This window comes from Aeromonas media (genome assembly GCF_020423125.1).
Taxonomy (GTDB): Bacteria; Pseudomonadota; Gammaproteobacteria; order Enterobacterales; family Aeromonadaceae; genus Aeromonas; species Aeromonas media.
Genome location: NZ_CP075564.1, coordinates 1,026,535 through 1,042,173 on the forward strand (window position 1 = coordinate 1,026,535; position 15,639 = coordinate 1,042,173).

Consider the following 15,639-nt stretch of genomic DNA (forward strand, 5'->3'; position numbering starts at 1 on the left):
CTACCCCCACTTAGCCCTTAATACTAATAACCCTTGTGGTTTTTTAAAGTCGACAATCATGACCCAGAAAAAACATTCCCCCAGTTCAACCCGCTGGTTAAAAGAACATTTTGACGATCATTACGTCAAAAAAGCCCAGAAGTTGGGACTGCGTTCCCGCGCCGTGTTCAAGATCGACGAGATCCAGGGCAAGGACAAACTGCTCAAGCCGGGCATGACGGTGGTGGATCTGGGAGCCGCCCCTGGTGGCTGGTCCCAGTTCGCTATCGATCAGGTGGGTGACAAGGGACGGGTGATTGCTTGCGATATTCTGCCGATGGATTCCATTGCCGGTGTCGATTTCCTGCAAGGGGACTTTCGGGAGGAAACTGTGCTTGCCGCCTTGCTGGCCCGGGTTGGCCCGGACAAGGTTGATGTGGTCATGTCTGACATGGCGCCCAACATGAGCGGGACCCAGCAGGTGGATCAGGCTCGCTCCATGTATCTGGTCGAGCTGGCGCTGGACATGTGCAATCAGGTCCTGCGCAGTAATGGCAGTTTCGTGGTCAAGGTATTTCAGGGGGAGGGCTTCGACGCCTATCTCAATGAAATTCGTAGACTTTTCTCTGTCGTCAAGATTCGTAAACCAGACTCCTCCCGTGCCCGTTCACGAGAAGTCTACATTGTGGCTACCGGTTTTAAACTGTAGTACCCTAACCCTCATCGTTAACTGTCAGTCTGCGAGGTCATTGATTTGAGTGACATGGCGAAAAACCTAATCCTGTGGCTGGTCATCGCCGTCGTGCTGATGTCGGTGTTCAATAGCTTCAGCCCCAGCGATACCACCAGTCGCCAGCTGGACTATTCCAGCTTCGTGAAAGAAGTGACCCAAGAGCAGATCCGTGAAGTGCGGATGGATGGCAAGGTCATTAATGGCGTCAAGCGCACCGGTGAACGTTTCACCACCATCATCCCTGCGCCGGATCCCCAACTGCTTAACGACATGCTCAACCATAACGTGAAGGTGATGGGTGAGAAGCCGGAAGAGCCGTCTCTGATCACGTCCATCTTCATCTCTTGGTTCCCGATGCTGTTGCTGATCGGTGTCTGGGTCTTCTTCATGCGTCAGATGCAGGGCGGCGGTGGCAAGGGTGCCATGTCGTTCGGCAAGAGCAAGGCTCGCCTGATGAGTGAAGATCAGATCAAGACCACCTTCGTCGACGTGGCGGGTTGTGACGAGGCGAAGGAAGAGGTCAAAGAGCTGGTCGACTATCTGCGCGATCCGACCAAGTTCCAGAAACTGGGCGGCAAGATCCCGACCGGCGTGCTGCTGGTAGGCCCGCCCGGTACCGGTAAGACCCTGCTGGCCAAGGCCATCGCGGGTGAGGCCAAGGTGCCCTTCTTCACCATCTCCGGTTCCGACTTCGTCGAGATGTTCGTGGGTGTCGGCGCCTCCCGGGTGCGTGACATGTTCGAGCAGGCCAAGAAGTCCTCCCCCTGCATCATCTTCATCGATGAAATCGATGCGGTCGGTCGCCAGCGTGGCGCCGGTCTGGGTGGTGGCCACGATGAGCGTGAGCAGACCCTGAACCAGATGCTGGTCGAGATGGATGGTTTCGAAGGCAATGAAGGCGTCATCGTCATCGCCGCGACCAACCGTCCAGACGTGCTGGATCCCGCTCTGCTGCGCCCGGGTCGTTTCGACCGTCAGGTCGTGGTCGGTCTGCCGGATGTCCGCGGCCGTGAGCAGATCCTGAAGGTGCACATGCGCAAGGTGCCGTTGGCGGATGACGTCAATCCGGCGCTGATTGCCCGCGGTACACCCGGCTTCTCTGGTGCCGATCTCGCGAACCTGGTCAACGAGGCTGCCCTGTTCTCCGCCCGTGAGAGCCGCCGCGTGGTCTCCATGCTGGAATTCGAGAAGGCCAAGGACAAGATCATGATGGGGGCGGAACGCCGCTCCATGGTGATGAAAGAGTCCGAGAAGGAGATGACGGCTTATCATGAAGCCGGTCACGCCATCATTGGTCGTGTCGTGCCGGATCATGATCCCGTCTACAAGGTCTCCATTATCCCGCGCGGTCGTGCGCTGGGTGTGACCATGTACCTGCCGGAGCAGGATCGCTGGAGCCACTCCAAGCAGCATCTGGAGTCGATGATCTCCAGCCTGTACGGCGGTCGTCTGGCGGAAGAGCTGATCTACGGTACCGAGAAGGTATCGACCGGTGCCTCCAATGACATCGAGCGTGCTACCGACATCGCGCGCAAGATGGTCACTCAGTGGGGGATGTCCGAGCGCCTCGGCCCCATGCTCTATGCAGAAGAAGATGGTGAAGTGTTCCTCGGTCGCAGCATGGCCAAGGCCAAGCACATGTCCGACGACACCGCGCGTGTCATCGATGCCGAGGTCAAGCAGGTCATCGATCGCAACTATGCTCGTGCCAAGCAGATCCTGCAGGACAACATGGATGTACTGCACACCATGAAGGATGCCTTGATGAAGTACGAGACCATAGATGCCAAGCAGATCGACGATCTGATGGCCCGTCGTGAGGTTCGTGCTCCCAGCAACTGGCATGATGAGCACGGTGATACCCCGCAAGGTGGCGCCAGTGTGAGCCGCGAGCCCGAGGTCAAGGCGCCGTCCGATGACAGCAGTGCACCGCTGAATGACATCGACAAGGCGAACGATGTCCCGGCCAAATAAGCTTTCATGATCCAAACCCCGGGCTTGCCCGGGGTTTTTCTTTATGCGGATACCCAGATTTTCTTGTAACAGGTAGATGTAAAGATGCAACTAATCAGCAAGGGGCGCAGCCTCTCCCTGGAGCGTCCCCACGTCATGGGGATCCTCAACGTGACTCCGGACTCCTTCTCCGATGGCGGCCGCTTCAAACCACTTGAACTGGCGCTGGCCCATGCTCGTCAGATGGTGGAGGAGGGAGCCACCCTCATCGACATCGGTGGCGAGTCGACCCGCCCGGGCGCCCCCGACGTGAGCGAGCAGGAGGAGCTGGACAGGGTTATCCCTGTGGTCGAGCGGATGGTGCAGGAACTCGATGTGATGATCTCCCTCGATACCTCCAAGGCTGCCGTGATGAGGGCGGGCTGCTCGGCAGGCGCTCACCTCATCAATGACGTGCGGTCCCTGCTCGAGCCCGGTGCCCTGGCTGCAGCGGCAGGGGCTGACGTGCCCGTGTGTCTGATGCACATGCAAGGCCAGCCGAGAACCATGCAGGCCGAGCCTCATTACGACGACTTGCTGGGGGAAGTGAGGGCCTTCTTCGACGAACGGATAGTCGCTTGCCTGGATGCAGGGATCCCGCGTCGGCACCTGCTGCTGGATCCGGGTTATGGTTTTGGCAAGACGGTGACACACAACTATCAGTTGCTGGCCGAACAGCAGAAGTTGTTGGATTACGGTCTGCCGCTCTTGGTGGGGATGTCGCGAAAGTCTATGATAGGCAATCTGCTTGGCCGCCCCGTTGATGAGCGGCTGGCCGGCAGCCTGGCCTGCGCTCTGATCGGGTTGCAACATGGCGCCAGGATCATCCGGGTGCACGACGTGCGAGCCACCATGGATGCTCTGCGCGTTGGCTGGATGGTAATGACGGGACAAGATTTCATATCCAAATAAAAAAACGAGAACAGATAATGACCAGAAAGTATTTTGGCACCGATGGTGTCCGCGGCAAGGTTGGCGAATTTCCGATCACCCCGGATTTCGTGATGAAGCTGGGTTGGGCCGCCGGCAAGGTGCTCTCCAAGAAGGGCACCAAGAAGGTGCTGATCGGCAAAGATACTCGCATCTCTGGCTATATGCTTGAATCCGCCCTGGAAGCGGGCCTCTCCGCAGCGGGCCTCAAGGCCATACTGATGGGTCCCATGCCGACGCCGGCGGTGGCCTACCTGACTCGCACCTTCCGTGCCGAGGCTGGCATCGTCATCAGCGCCTCCCACAACCCTTATTACGACAACGGCATCAAGTTCTTCTCCGCCGATGGCACCAAGCTGCCCGATGAAGTGGAGCTGGCCATCGAGGCCGAGCTGGATAACGAGCTCAAGTGCGTGGAGTCCGCCGAACTTGGCAAGGCGCAGCGCATCGACGATGCCGCCGGCCGTTACATCGAGTTCTGCAAGAGCACCTTCCCCACCCATCTGAGCCTGGAAGGAGTGAAGATGGTGGTGGATTGTGGCCATGGAGCCACCTATCACATTGCCCCCTCGGTGTTCCGCGAGCTGGGCGCCGAGGTGATTGCCATCGGTTGCAGCCCGGATGGCCTCAACATCAACGATGGGGTGGGCTCCACCGCACCGGAGGCGCTGGCCGCCAAGGTGCTGGAGTGCAAGGCCGATCTCGGTGTTGCCTTCGACGGTGACGGCGATCGCCTGGTGATGGTAGACAGCACTGGCTACATCATCGACGGTGACGAGATCCTCTACATCATCGCCCGCGATGCCCTGCGCAACGGCCGCCTCAAGGGCGGTGTGGTAGGTACTCTAATGGCCAACATGGGCCTGGAGCTGGCGCTGCAGACGCTCGGTATTCCATTTGCCCGTGCCAAGGTGGGTGACCGCTACGTGCTCGAGATGATGAACGAGAAGGGCTGGCGCATCGGTGGCGAGAACTCCGGTCACATCATCTGCCTGGACCAGACCACCACAGGGGATGGCATAGTCGCCGCCCTGCAGGTGCTGACGGCGGTGTGCTCTGCGGAGATGCCGCTGGCCAAGCTGCGCTCCGGCATGAGCAAGTTCCCCCAGGTACTGGTGAACGTGCGTTTTGCCGAGGGCAAGGATCCGCTGGCGGCCGAAGCCGTGCAGCAGGAAGTGGCCAAGGTGGAACAGGAACTGGGCGGCCGTGGCCGTGTCCTGCTGCGCAAATCCGGCACCGAGCCCTTGATCCGGGTCATGGTGGAAGGGGAGCATGAGCAACAGGTGCGTGACATGGCACAACGCATCGCCCAACAGGTCGAATCGGCGTTTTAATGAGCAACCAGGGCGATTTTTTAATCGCCCTGGTTGTATCTTGTTCAAACGATTCGAAAATTTGAAAATAGCACTTGTCAGCTGATCATCCTCTGGATATTATCAGCCCCGCTTTCGCAAGGGAGTTGCCGATGGGACATCGCAAGCCGTTTGTAGCCGCCAACTGGAAGTTACACGGTAGTAGGTCGCAGTTAGAGCAGTTTACGAGTCAATGCCTGAAGGGTGTTGGTGATGATGTAGATGTTGTTCTCTGTCCTTCCCATGTGCATCTCGACTTTACCACACGACTGCTCGATGAGCAGAAGGTGATAAGGTTGGGGGCTCAGAATGTGAGCCAGCACAGACAGGGCGCTTATACGGGTGAAGTCTCGTGTGAGATGCTGGTCGAGGCAGGGTGCCGATACGTACTGGTCGGTCACTCCGAGCGCAGGCGTCTCTTTGGTGAGACCAGCTTTATCGTCGCAGAGAAGTTTGCGGCAGTCAGAGCGGCAGGTTTGATTCCCATCCTTTGTCTGGGGGAGTCAGGTGCGGCGAGGCAGGCGAGAAGAGCCTTTGAGGTGATCGCCGAAGAGCTGGACATCGTCATAGAGAAAAATGGCGCGATGGCTTTCGATAATGCTATCATCGCCTACGAGCCGATTTGGGCTGTAGGTACAGGTAAATGCGCCACACCCGAGCAGGCACAAGAGGTTCATTCCTTTATACGTGGTCGCTTGGCGGAGGATACTCCGGTAATAGGTGAGAAAGTAAGAATCATCTATGGTGGGAGCGTGACGCCGACCAACGCGAGAGATTTGTTTGCCCAGCCCGACATTGATGGCGGACTGATAGGTGGAGCAAGCCTCGACAGCGATGCGTTTTTAGGAATTGTTGAAGCGGCAAAGGGTGCAAGTTAAATGTACGAGATTCTTTTAGTCGTTTATCTGCTAGTGTCACTGGCTCTGATCGGTCTGGTGATGATTCAGCAAGGTAAAGGGGCTGATATGGGCGCCTCCTTCGGCGCAGGGGCATCGAATACTGTATTCGGCTCCGGTGGTTCAGGCAGTTTCCTGACCCGCACAACTGCAATTTTGGCAACTATGTTCTTTTTGATCAGCTTGGTGCTCGGCTCCATGTCAAGCAACAAGGTAAAACAGGGTAGCGAATGGGAAAATCTGCAACAGACTCAGCAAGTTGAGCAGACTAAAGCGCAAGTGAAGAAAGACACTGACGTTCCCGAGTAAAGAGTTTTTGCCGTGGTGGTGGAATTGGTAGACACGCTATCTTGAGGGGGTAGTGCTCTAGGGTGTGCGGGTTCGAGTCCCGCCCACGGCACCAATTAAGCAGTGAACCCGGGTAACCGGGAAGTTATAGCCAGTCAGTCTTGTGTGATGAGAATGAAGTGGCTATAATCTCGCACGATTTCGGACGCGGGGTGGAGCAGCATGGTAGCTCGTCGGGCTCATAACCCGAAGGTCGTCGGTTCAAATCCGGCCCCCGCAACCAAATTTCACGCATTTCCTACGCTCAGGAAGGCGGTCGCTGCGAGGCGACAATCAGGGTAAAGCGCCAAGCCCCGATTTGACATCGGGGCTTTTTGTTATGTGCGATTTACTCTGAATCGATCTCTATCTGGGCTATATGCCCTTTTTTTGTTTTTCGGAGGGTGACTTTGGCTACGTTGGAACAACGTTTGACCGATCTGCTCGAGGCTCCGGTCGTTGCCTTGGGTTTTGAACTTTGGGGTGTCGAGTTTATCCGTGCGGGTAAGCACTCGACCTTGCGCGTCTTCATCGACTCAGAGCAAGGCGTGACGGTGGAAGACTGTGCCGAGGTGAGCCGCCAGGTTGGCGCCATCATGGACGTTGAAGATCCCATCACCGAGGAGTATTACCTCGAGGTTTCCTCCCCGGGCCTGGATCGTCCGCTGTTCAAGGTTGCCCAGTTCGAAAAATACGTTGGCCAAGAGGCGGCGGTTTCGCTTCGGATGGCAACAAACAACCGACGCAAGTTCAAAGGCGTAATCAAAGCTGTGCAGGGGGACATGATCACCCTGACAGTAGATGGTAAGGACGAGGTGTTGGCTTTCACCAATATCCAAAAAGCGAACATAGTGCCGAACTTTGGTTAACGAGGCTATCGGATATGAATAAAGAGATTTTGCTGGTCGTTGACGCTGTGTCCAACGAGAAGGCTGTCCCCCGCGAGAAGATTTTCCAGGCTCTGGAGACTGCGCTGGCGACTGCGACCAAGAAAAAATACGAAGGCGAGATTGAAGTTCGGGTCGAGATCGATCGCAAGACCGGTGACTACGACACCTATCGCCGTTGGGTCGTGGTGGCCGATCAGGCTTCCATGGAGAACCCGTACGGGGAAATCACTCTCGAAGCCGCTCAGATCGAGCAGCCGGATATCCAGATCGGCGACTATGTTGAAGACCAGATTGACTCTGTCACCTTCGACCGCATCACCACTCAGACCGCCAAGCAGGTCATCGTGCAGAAAGTGCGCGAGGCCGAGCGTTCCCAAGTCGTTGACCAGTTCAAGGACAAGGAAGGCACCATCATCAGCGGTGTGGTCAAGAAGAGCAACCGCGACAACGTCATCCTGGATCTGGGCAGCAATGCCGAGGCCGTGATCTTCCGTGACGACATGCTGCCCCGTGAGACCTTCCGTCCCGGTGACCGCATCCGTGGCCTGCTCTATGCAGTCCGTCCGGAAGCCCGTGGTTCCCAGCTGTTCGTCAGCCGCTCCAGCCCGGACTTCCTGAAAGAGCTGTTCCGCATCGAAGTGCCGGAAATCGGCGAAGAGATGATCGAAATCATGGGCGCTGCCCGTGATCCGGGTTCCCGCGCCAAGATTGCGGTCAAGACCAACGATCGTCGTATCGACCCGATCGGTGCCTGTATCGGCATGCGCGGTGCTCGCGTTCAGGCGGTATCCGCCGAGCTGAGCGGTGAGCGTGCCGACATTGTGCTGTACGATGACAACCCGGCCCAATACGTGATTAATGCCATGGCGCCTGCCGATGTGGCCTCCATCATCGTTGATGAAGACAACCACACCATGGACATCGCCGTGGAAGCCGCCAACCTGGCCCAGGCCATTGGTCGCAACGGTCAGAACGTGCGTCTGGCCTCCCAGCTGACCGGTTGGGAGCTGAACGTCATGACCGTCGAGGACATGCGTGCCAAGCACCAGGCCGAGAACGATCGCATCCTGACTCTGTTCACTACAGCGCTGGACATCGACGACGATTTCGCCGGTCTGCTGATGGAAGAAGGTTTCTCCACCCTGGAAGAGATCGCCTTCGTACCCGTCAATGAGCTGCTGGCCATCGACGGTCTGGACGAAGACATGGTGGAAGAGCTGCGCAAGCGTGCCAAGGATGTCCTGACCACCAAGGCCCTGGCCAAAGAAGAATCCTTCGACGGCGTAGAGCCTTCCGAAGAACTGCTCAATCTCAACGGCCTTGGCCGTGACATGGCGTATGCCCTGGCCGCTCGCGGCGTCGGCACCCTGGAAGATTTGGCAGAGCAAGGTATCGACGACCTTGCCGACATTGAAGAGCTGACCGCTGAGAAAGCCGGTGAGCTGATTATGGCTGCTCGCAATATCTGTTGGTTCGGAGAAGAGCAGTCTGAATAAGATCAAACGGAGGAAAATGAATGGCAGAAGTATCAGTCAAACAACTTGCCACTGACATCGACACGCCGGTTGATCGTCTTCTCCAGCAGTTTGTCGATGCCGGTATCAGCAAGAGCAAGGCCGACGACCTCGTCAGCGAGTCTGAGAAACAGACTCTGCTGGCTCACTTGAAAAAACAGCATGGAGGTGACGAGATCACCGCACCAGCCCGCATGACATTGCAGCGCAAGACCAAGAGCACCATCAGTGTTCAAGGAACTGGCGGCAAGAACAAGGAAGTGCAGGTTGAAGTGCGCAAGACTCGCACCTATGTAAAACGCTCGGCGCTGGAAGATGAACAGCGTCAGGCGGAAGCCGAGGAAAAAGCGCGTTTGGAAGCAGAAGAAAAAGCTCGTCACGAGGCCGAGAACAAGGCTCGTCTCGATGCTGAAGAGAAGGCTCGCCGTGAGGCTGAGCAGGCTCGTCGTGAAGCTGAGGAAAAGGCGCGGATCGAGGCACAATCAAAGGCTCGACAGGCTCCACAGCCCGCCAAAGTAGCCGCTAGCACAGCTCAGCAAGAGGCAGAAAAGATGGCCAAGCGCGAAGCAGAAGAACTGAAGCGCCAACAGGAACAAACCGCTTTGCAAAAAGCAGAAGAACTCGCCGCCAAGAAAGCCGAAGAGGCTCGTCTGATGGCGGAACAGAACGGCCCTCGCTGGGCTGAAGAAGAAGCTGCTCGCGCCAAAGAGAGCAGTGATTACCATCTGACCACCAACAAGCATGCGCAAGCCGCAGAAGACGAGTTGGACCGGAAGGAAGAGACCAGTCGTCGCACTGCGGCTGCTGCGGTCAAGGCCCCGAAAAAGGCTACTCGCCGCGAAGACGACCGTGACTCCCGCAACCCCCGTGCTCGCAAAGGCAAGCGCGGCAAGGTCGCCATGCCCAACGCCATGAAGCACGGCTTCAACAAGCCGGCTGCCGTGGTGAACCGCGATGTCGTCATCGGCGAGACCATCACTGTGGCCGAGCTGGCCAACAAGATGGCCGTCAAGGGTGTCGAAGTCATCAAGGCGATGATGAAGATGGGCGCCATGGCTACCATCAACCAGGTGATCGATCAGGAGACCGCTCAGCTGGTCGCCGAGGAGATGGGTCACAAGGTATTGCTGCGTCGTGAGAACGAACTGGAAGAGGCGGTACTGTCCGATCGTGACGAGACCTCCGAAGCCAAGCCGCGCGCACCTGTCGTGACCATCATGGGTCACGTCGACCACGGCAAGACCTCGCTGCTGGACTACATCCGCAAGGCCAAGGTTGCCGCTGGCGAAGCCGGTGGTATCACCCAGCACATCGGTGCTTACCACGTCGAAACCGACAGTGGCATGATCACCTTCCTGGATACTCCGGGTCACGCCGCGTTTACCTCCATGCGTGCCCGTGGTGCCAAGTCGACCGATATCGTGGTACTGGTCGTCGCTGCCGATGACGGCGTCATGCCGCAAACCATCGAAGCCATCCAGCACGCCAAGGCGGCAGAAGTGCCCATCGTGGTTGCGGTCAACAAGATCGACAAGCCTGAAGCGGATCCGGATCGCGTCAAGACCGAGCTGGCCCGTTACAACGTCATGTCCGAAGACTGGGGTGGTGACAGCCAGTTCGTGCATGTCTCCGCCAAATCCGGCGAAGGCATCGACGATCTGCTGGAAGCCATCCTGATCCAGTCCGAAGTGCTGGAACTGAAAGCGGTCGTCGATGGCATGGCCAGCGGCGTCGTGATCGAGTCCTTCCTGGACAAGGGCCGTGGTCCGGTTGCCACCGTGCTGGTACAAGAAGGTACTCTGCGCCAGGGCGACATCGTATTGTGTGGTCTGGAATACGGTCGTATTCGTGCCATGCGTGACGAACTGGGTCGCGAGATCAAGGAAGCGGGTCCGTCCCTGCCGGTGGAAATCCTGGGTCTGTCCGGTGTGCCGTCTGCCGGTGACGAAGCCACTGTCGTACGTGACGAGAAGAAAGCCCGTGAAGTGGCACTCTATCGTCAGGGCAAGTTCCGCGACGTCAAGCTGGCTCGCCAGCAGAAGGCCAAGCTGGAAAACATGTTCGCTAACATGACCGAGGGCGAAGTGTCCGAAGTGAACGTGGTGATCAAGGCCGACGTACAGGGTTCCGTGCAAGCTATCTGCGATGCACTGGTGCAACTCTCTACCGACGAAGTCAAGGTCAAGATCGTGGGTTCCGGGGTCGGTGGCATCACCGAAACCGACGCTACCCTGGCAGCTGCTTCCAGCGCCATCCTGGTGGGCTTCAACGTCCGTGCCGACGCTTCTGCGCGCAAGGTCATCGAATCCGAGAGCCTGGATCTGCGTTACTACTCCGTCATCTATGACCTGATTGACGAAGTGAAGCAGGCCATGAGCGGCAAGCTGGCCCCTGAGTATCGTCAGGAGATCATCGGTCTGGCTGAAGTGCGTAGCGTCTTCAAGTCACCGAAGTTCGGCGCCGTTGCCGGCTGTATGGTCACCGAAGGTGTGGTCAAGCGTTCCAACCGTATTCGCGTTCTGCGTGACAACGTGGTTATCTATGAAGGCGAGCTGGAATCCCTGCGTCGCTTCAAGGATGACGTCAACGAAGTCCGCAACGGTTACGAGTGTGGTATCGCGGTTAAGAACTACAACGACGTGCGTGAAGGCGACCAGATCGAAGTTTACGAGACCATTGAAATTCAGCGGACTCTGTAAGCCGAGCGTTAGAACAAATAGGGGGCTGCGGCCCCCTTTTATCGCAGGATAGAATATGGCCAGAGAATTTAGCCGGACCCGTCGGGTCGGGCAGCAGATCCAGCGTGAAATCGCGCTGATCTTGCAGCGCGAGGTGAAAGACCCGCGCATCGGTATGGTGACCGTCTCCGACGTGGAAGTGTCCAAGGACCTCAACTATGCCAAGATTTACGTCACCTTCTTGCAGCTGGAGAATGACGCCGAGCGCATCGCGGAAGGGCTCAAGGGCCTGACCGAGGCGGCCGGTTACATTCGCAGCCTGCTCGGCAGCGCCATGCGTCTGCGGGTGGTGCCGGAGCTGCGTTTCTACTACGACCAGACCCTGGTCGAGGGGATGCGCCTCTCCAACCTGGTGACCAACACTGTGCGTGAAGACAAGCGTCGCATGACCGAAGCTGGTCGTGAAGAAGACGAAGCCGCACCGGATGATACAACTGAGGATAAAGCCTGAGATGTCTCGAAGACGTCGTTTCAAGGGCCGTGACGTACACGGTATCCTGCTGCTGGACAAGCCGACCGGTCTGACCTCCAACGATGTGTTGCAGAAGGTCAAGCGGATCTACAACGCGGCCAAGGCCGGCCACACCGGCGCCCTGGATCCCTTGGCAACCGGCATGTTGCCGATCTGCCTGGGCGAAGCCACCAAGTTCTCCCAGTATCTGCTGGAGGCGGACAAGCGCTATGAGGTGACCGCCAAGCTGGGCGAGCGCACCAACACCAGCGACTCCGACGGCGAGGTGGTCTCCACCCGTCCGGTGAACGTGGCCGTGGGTACCCTGATCGAGGCGCTGGACCAGTTCCGCGGCCCCATCATGCAGGTGCCGTCCATGTACTCCGCCCTCAAGCACAACGGTCGCCCGCTCTACGAGTACGCCCGTGAAGGCATAGAGATCGAGCGGGAAGCCCGTCCCATCACGGTATTCGAGCTCAAACTGCTGAGCTTTGAAGGTGATGAAGTGCGCCTCGAAGTGCACTGCAGCAAGGGCACCTACATCCGCTCCCTGGTGGACGATCTCGGCGAAGTGCTGGGCTGTGGTGCTCATGTCACCCAGCTGCGTCGTACCCAGGTGGCCAGCTATCCCTACGACAGGATGCTGACTCTGGAGCAGCTCGAATGTATCTTCGAGCAGGCCAAGGCCGAGAGCATTCCGCCGCGGGAGCAGCTGGATCCGCTGCTGCTGCCGATGGATACCGCAGTGGCGTCCCTGCCCGAGGTGAACATGTTGACGGCCGTGGCCGCCTATGTGAACCAGGGCCAGGCCGTGCAGGTGGCGGGTGCGCCGCAAAGCGGCCAGGTACGTATGACGGTGGGCCCTGAGCGCGAGTTCATCGGCGTCGGCGAGATCGACGACGAAGGGCGAGTCGCTCCCAAGCGGCTGGTGCGTTATCACGACGATCGCGACGAGGAGTGATCCTCTGGCGGTATCACCCTGGCTCACCGGCCAGGGCGCGTGCAGCTCGTTCCTCTTTATCGTTGCGAAAATGGGCGGCTGCGATTATGATACCGCCCTCATTTCACGGCTGAATTAGAGATTGGCTGTGAACCTTTAAACACTCTACTGGAGTAATACCATGTCTCTAAATGCTGAGATCAAAGCTTCCATCGTTGCTGACAACGCTCGTTGCGCCAACGACACCGGTTCCCCCGAAGTGCAGGTTGCCCTGCTGACTGCCCAGATCAACCATCTGCAAGGTCACTTCAAGGAGCACTCCAAGGATCACCACGGTCGTCGCGGTCTGCTGCGCATGGTTTCCCAGCGTCGTAAGCTGCTGGACTACCTGAAGCGTAAAGACGTTCAGCGTTACGCTGCTCTGATCGCCAAGCTGGGTCTGCGTCGTTAATCGACCATCAGATTTCGCGAAAAAGGGGAACCGTGAGGTTCCCCTTTTTTATGGATCATTTTTATCGCGCGGCAAACCGTTGCCTGCCTCACAGAATGCGTGCCACCGCTTACCTTTTGATGCGAATCAAGTATACTTGCACGCGAATTTAAAGCGCCAAATTGTAAAAAGGAAATTCACGTGAATCCTATTGTAAAGTCATTCCAGTACGGTCAACACACCGTCACCCTGGAAACCGGTGTGATGGCCCGTCAAGCCACTGCGGCCGTCATGGTCAGCATGGACGATACCTGCGTATTTGTGACCGTCGTCGGCAAGAAAGAGGCCGATCACGGCCGTGATTTCTTCCCGCTGACCGTCAACTACCAGGAGCGTACCTATGCTGCTGGTCGTATCCCGGGTGGTTTCTTCCGTCGTGAAGGCCGTCCGAGCGAAGGTGAGACTCTCATCTCCCGCCTGATCGACCGTCCTATTCGTCCGCTGTTCCCGGAAGGCTTCCTCAATGAGGTTCAGGTGGTTGCCACCGTCATGTCCGTGAACCCGGCCGTGTCCCCCGACATCGTTGCCATGATCGGTGCCTCTGCTGCCCTGGCCATCTCCGGCATCCCGTTCGGCGGCCCGATTGCTGCTGCCCGCGTGGGTTACATGAACGGTCAGTACGTGCTGAACCCGACCACCACCGAACTGCCCCAGAGCGATCTGGATCTGGTGGTTGCCGGTACTGCCAACGCGGTGCTGATGGTGGAGTCCGAAGCGGCCATCCTGTCCGAAGAGGTGATGCTGGGTGCCGTGGTCTATGGCCACGAGCAGATGCAAGTGGTGATCAACGCCATCAACGAATTCGCCGCCGACGTGGGTACCCAGCCGTGGGACTGGACCCCGCCTGCCGTCAACGAAGCGCTGAAAGCCAAGGTTGCCGAGCTGGCCACCGCCGAGCTGGGTGAAGCCTACCGCATCACCGAGAAGGCCGTGCGTTACGCCGCCATCGGTGCCATCAAGGGCCGTGTGGTTGAGCAGGTCATCGCCTCCGGTGTGGAAGAAGATGCCAAGAAGATCGGCGAAGAGTTCCACAGCCTGGAAAGCCGCATCGTCCGTGGCCGTGTGGTCCGTGGCGAGCCGCGCATCGATGGTCGCGATCCGGAGATGATCCGCGCCCTGTCCGTCGGCACCGGCATTCTGCCCCGTGCTCACGGCTCCGCCCTGTTCACCCGTGGCGAGACTCAGGCCATAGTCGTTGCGACTCTGGGTACCGAGCGTGACGCCCAGAACATTGACGAGCTGTCTGGCCACCGTGCCGACCGCTTCATGCTGCACTACAACTTCCCGCCGTACTGCGTCGGTGAAACCGGCATGATGGGCAGCCCCAAGCGTCGTGAAATCGGTCACGGTCGTCTGGCCAAGCGCGGCGTTGCTGCCGTGATGCCGAGCGCCGCCGAGTTCCCGTACGTGGTGCGCGTGGTGTCTGAAATCACCGAATCCAACGGTTCCTCCTCCATGGCCTCCGTCTGTGGTTCCTCCCTGGCGCTGATGGACGCGGGTGTGCCGATCAAGGCCTCCGTTGCCGGTATCGCCATGGGTCTGGTGAAGGAAGAAGAAGGTTTCGTCGTGCTGTCCGACATCCTGGGTGACGAAGATCACCTGGGTGACATGGACTTCAAGGTGGCCGGTACTACCCAGGGTATCACCGCGCTGCAGATGGACATCAAGATCGAAGGCATCACCAAAGAGATCATGGAGATTGCGCTCAAGCAAGCTCGTGGCGCTCGCCTGCACATCCTGAAGGTCATGGACGAGGCCATCCAGGCGCCGCGCGCCGAAATCTCCGATTTTGCCCCGCGCATCCACACCATCAAGATCAATCCCGAGAAGATCAAGGATGTCATCGGCAAGGGCGGTTCCGTGATCCGTGCCCTGACCGAAGAGACCGGCACCAACATCGAGCTGGATGATGACGGTACTGTCCGCATCTCCGCCGTTGCCAACGAAGCCGCCATGGAAGCCATCCGTCGCATCGAGGCCATCACCGCCGAGATCGAAGTGAACCGCATCTATGAAGGTAAGGTTGTGCGTCTGGCCGATTTCGGCGCCTTCGTCAACATCCTGCCGGGTAAAGACGGTTTGGTACACATCTCCCAGATCACCGATGCCCGCGTGCAGAACGTGGCCGACTTCCTGAAGATCGGTGATGTGGTGAAGGTGAAGGTACTGGAAGTGGACCGTCAAGGCCGCGTGCGTCTCTCCATCAAGGAAGCGAATGCACCGACCGAAACCGCCGCCCCGGTTGCCGACGTGGCCGTTGCCGCCGTCGAAGAGCCGGCTGCCGAATAAGGCTGCCGTACTGTGAAAAAGCCGACCTCAGGGTCGGCTTTTTTTATGCCAGCGGGTCGGCAACATTGTTTCTTATGGAGCCCTCTGTTACAACATTGGGCTCCCCGTGCGACGGGCA

13 protein-coding genes and 2 tRNA genes are annotated in these 15,639 nt (G+C 58.2%); all 15 read left to right on the plus strand.

Going from position 1 to position 15,639, the window contains the following annotated elements; genetic code table 11:
- Positions 1–58: 58 nt before the first annotated feature.
- Positions 59–688, plus strand: a complete 630-nt coding sequence (rlmE, locus tag KI797_RS04890; RefSeq protein ID WP_226171794.1) for a 23S rRNA (uridine(2552)-2'-O)-methyltransferase RlmE — start codon at positions 59–61, stop codon at positions 686–688.
- Positions 689–733: 45 nt separating this feature from the next.
- Complete coding sequence (ftsH, locus tag KI797_RS04895) at positions 734–2,686, plus strand: ATP-dependent zinc metalloprotease FtsH (protein ID WP_041205193.1); 1,953 nt, start codon at positions 734–736, stop codon at positions 2,684–2,686.
- Positions 2,687–2,770: 84 nt separating this feature from the next.
- Positions 2,771–3,616 (plus strand): dihydropteroate synthase, encoded by an 846-nt coding sequence (gene folP, locus KI797_RS04900; RefSeq protein WP_171268615.1) that lies wholly within the window; start codon positions 2,771–2,773, stop codon positions 3,614–3,616.
- Between the two features lie 17 nt (positions 3,617–3,633).
- Positions 3,634–4,968 carry a phosphoglucosamine mutase gene (gene glmM, locus KI797_RS04905; protein WP_042648792.1) on the plus strand — a complete coding sequence of 445 codons (1,335 nt, stop codon included), beginning with the start codon at positions 3,634–3,636 and terminating at the stop codon, positions 4,966–4,968.
- A 131-nt stretch (positions 4,969–5,099) separates the two neighbouring features.
- A complete protein-coding gene (gene tpiA / locus KI797_RS04910; RefSeq protein WP_226171796.1) occupies positions 5,100–5,864 on the plus strand; it encodes a triose-phosphate isomerase in 765 nt (254 codons plus the stop codon).
- Entirely contained in the window at positions 5,865–6,191 is a 327-nt protein-coding gene (gene secG / locus KI797_RS04915) for a preprotein translocase subunit SecG (RefSeq protein WP_226171797.1), read from the plus strand.
- A gap of 9 nt (positions 6,192–6,200) precedes the next feature.
- Positions 6,201–6,285 (plus strand) — tRNA-Leu (locus KI797_RS04920).
- Positions 6,286–6,376: 91 nt separating this feature from the next.
- Positions 6,377–6,453, plus strand: a tRNA-Met gene (locus KI797_RS04925).
- A gap of 166 nt (positions 6,454–6,619) precedes the next feature.
- Entirely contained in the window at positions 6,620–7,078 is a 459-nt protein-coding gene (rimP, locus tag KI797_RS04930) for a ribosome maturation factor RimP (RefSeq protein WP_025326064.1), read from the plus strand.
- Positions 7,079–7,092: 14 nt separating this feature from the next.
- Positions 7,093–8,595, plus strand: coding sequence for a transcription termination factor NusA (nusA, locus tag KI797_RS04935; protein ID WP_042648795.1), 1,503 nt, complete (start codon positions 7,093–7,095; stop codon positions 8,593–8,595).
- A gap of 20 nt (positions 8,596–8,615) precedes the next feature.
- Positions 8,616–11,312 (plus strand): translation initiation factor IF-2, encoded by a 2,697-nt coding sequence (gene infB, locus KI797_RS04940; protein WP_005326640.1) that lies wholly within the window; start codon positions 8,616–8,618, stop codon positions 11,310–11,312.
- A 55-nt stretch (positions 11,313–11,367) separates the two neighbouring features.
- On the plus strand, positions 11,368–11,802 hold the full coding sequence (gene rbfA / locus KI797_RS04945; protein WP_005326642.1) for a 30S ribosome-binding factor RbfA: 435 nt from the start codon (positions 11,368–11,370) through the stop codon (positions 11,800–11,802).
- Position 11,803: 1 nt separating this feature from the next.
- Entirely contained in the window at positions 11,804–12,763 is a 960-nt protein-coding gene (gene truB, locus KI797_RS04950; RefSeq protein ID WP_042648796.1) for a tRNA pseudouridine(55) synthase TruB, read from the plus strand.
- Between the two features lie 160 nt (positions 12,764–12,923).
- On the plus strand, positions 12,924–13,193 hold the full coding sequence (gene rpsO / locus KI797_RS04955; RefSeq protein WP_005326646.1) for a 30S ribosomal protein S15: 270 nt from the start codon (positions 12,924–12,926) through the stop codon (positions 13,191–13,193).
- A gap of 180 nt (positions 13,194–13,373) precedes the next feature.
- The gene (pnp, locus tag KI797_RS04960; RefSeq protein ID WP_041205197.1) at positions 13,374–15,521 is read left to right on the plus strand and encodes a polyribonucleotide nucleotidyltransferase; all 2,148 of its coding nucleotides are present in this window, start codon (positions 13,374–13,376) and stop codon (positions 15,519–15,521) included.
- The last annotated feature ends 118 nt before the right edge of the window (positions 15,522–15,639 follow it).

What these genes read in the sequence shown, in the direction of transcription:
- rlmE (WP_226171794.1), top strand. Translation starts at nt 59, where the DNA reads ATGACCCAGAAAAAACATTCCCCCAGTTCAACCCGCTGGTTAAAAGAA.
- folP (WP_171268615.1), top strand. Translation starts at nt 2,771, where the DNA reads ATGCAACTAATCAGCAAGGGGCGCAGCCTCTCCCTGGAGCGTCCCCAC.
- glmM (WP_042648792.1), top strand. Translation starts at nt 3,634, where the DNA reads ATGACCAGAAAGTATTTTGGCACCGATGGTGTCCGCGGCAAGGTTGGC.
- tpiA (WP_226171796.1), top strand. Translation starts at nt 5,100, where the DNA reads ATGGGACATCGCAAGCCGTTTGTAGCCGCCAACTGGAAGTTACACGGT.
- secG (WP_226171797.1), top strand. Translation starts at nt 5,865, where the DNA reads ATGTACGAGATTCTTTTAGTCGTTTATCTGCTAGTGTCACTGGCTCTG.
- nusA (WP_042648795.1), top strand. Translation starts at nt 7,093, where the DNA reads ATGAATAAAGAGATTTTGCTGGTCGTTGACGCTGTGTCCAACGAGAAG.
- infB (WP_005326640.1), top strand. Translation starts at nt 8,616, where the DNA reads ATGGCAGAAGTATCAGTCAAACAACTTGCCACTGACATCGACACGCCG.
- rbfA (WP_005326642.1), top strand. Translation starts at nt 11,368, where the DNA reads ATGGCCAGAGAATTTAGCCGGACCCGTCGGGTCGGGCAGCAGATCCAG.
- truB (WP_042648796.1), top strand. Translation starts at nt 11,804, where the DNA reads ATGTCTCGAAGACGTCGTTTCAAGGGCCGTGACGTACACGGTATCCTG.
- rpsO (WP_005326646.1), top strand. Translation starts at nt 12,924, where the DNA reads ATGTCTCTAAATGCTGAGATCAAAGCTTCCATCGTTGCTGACAACGCT.